The sequence below is a fragment of the Paenibacillus sp. FW104-T2 genome (assembly GCF_058789975.1).
In genome coordinates this window covers 1-1,038 of sequence record NZ_JBYTCE010000050.1, presented here as the reverse complement: position 1 = coordinate 1,038, position 1,038 = coordinate 1, and the positions used below count along the sequence as shown (strand labels likewise).

General features: G+C 53.1%; 1 rRNA gene. It reads left to right on the top strand.

The features are described 5' to 3' along the window. Nucleotides 1-1,038, top strand: a 23S ribosomal RNA gene (locus AC3WQ3_RS28625); the annotation flags it as partial.

Below are 1,038 nucleotides of genomic sequence, written 5' to 3'. Positions count from 1 at the left end.
AGAGGCATACCAGGGGAACTGAAACATCTAAGTACCTTGAGGAAGAGAAAACAATAGTGATTCCGTCAGTAGCGGCGAGCGAACGCGGAACAGCCCAAACCAGAGAGCTTGCTCTCTGGGGTTGTGGGACGTCTCACATGGAGTTACAAAGGAACCGGTTAAACGAAGAGGTCTGGAAAGGCCCGCCAAAGAAGGTAAAAGCCCTGTAATTGAAAGTCTGTTCCCTCCGAGACGGATCCCGAGTAGTGCGGGGCACGTGAAACCCCGTATGAATCCGGCAGGACCATCTGCCAAGGCTAAATACTTCCTAGCGACCGATAGTGAAGCAGTACCGTGAGGGAAAGGTGAAAAGCACCCCGGAAGGGGAGTGAAATAGAACCTGAAACCGTGTGCTTACAAGAAGTCAGAGCCCATTTTAGGGGTGATGGCGTGCCTTTTGTAGAATGAACCGGCGAGTTACGTTCCCGTGCAAGGTTAAGGTGAAGAGCCGGAGCCGCAGCGAAAGCGAGTCTGAATAGGGCGACATAGTACGTGGACGTAGACCCGAAACCGGGTGATCTACCCCTGTCCAGGGTGAAGGTGCGGTAACACGCACTGGAGGCCCGAACCCACGCACGTTGAAAAGTGCGGGGATGAGGTGGGGGTAGCGGAGAAATTCCAATCGAACTCGGAGATAGCTGGTTCTCCCCGAAATAGCTTTAGGGCTAGCCTCGGAAAACAGAGTCGTGGAGGTAGAGCACTGATTGGGTGCGGGGCCCGCAAGGGTTACCAAGCTCAGTCAAACTCCGAATGCCATAGACTTACTTCCGGGAGTCAGACAGTGAGTGCTAAGATCCATTGTCAAAAGGGAAACAGCCCAGACCATCAGCTAAGGTCCCCAAGTGTGTGTTAAGTGGGAAAGGATGTGGAGTTGCACAGACAACCAGGATGTTGGCTTAGAAGCAGCCACCATTGAAAGAGTGCGTAATAGCTCACTGGTCGAGTGACTCTGCGCCGAAAATGTAACGGGGCTAAACACACCACCGAAGCTATGGCTTG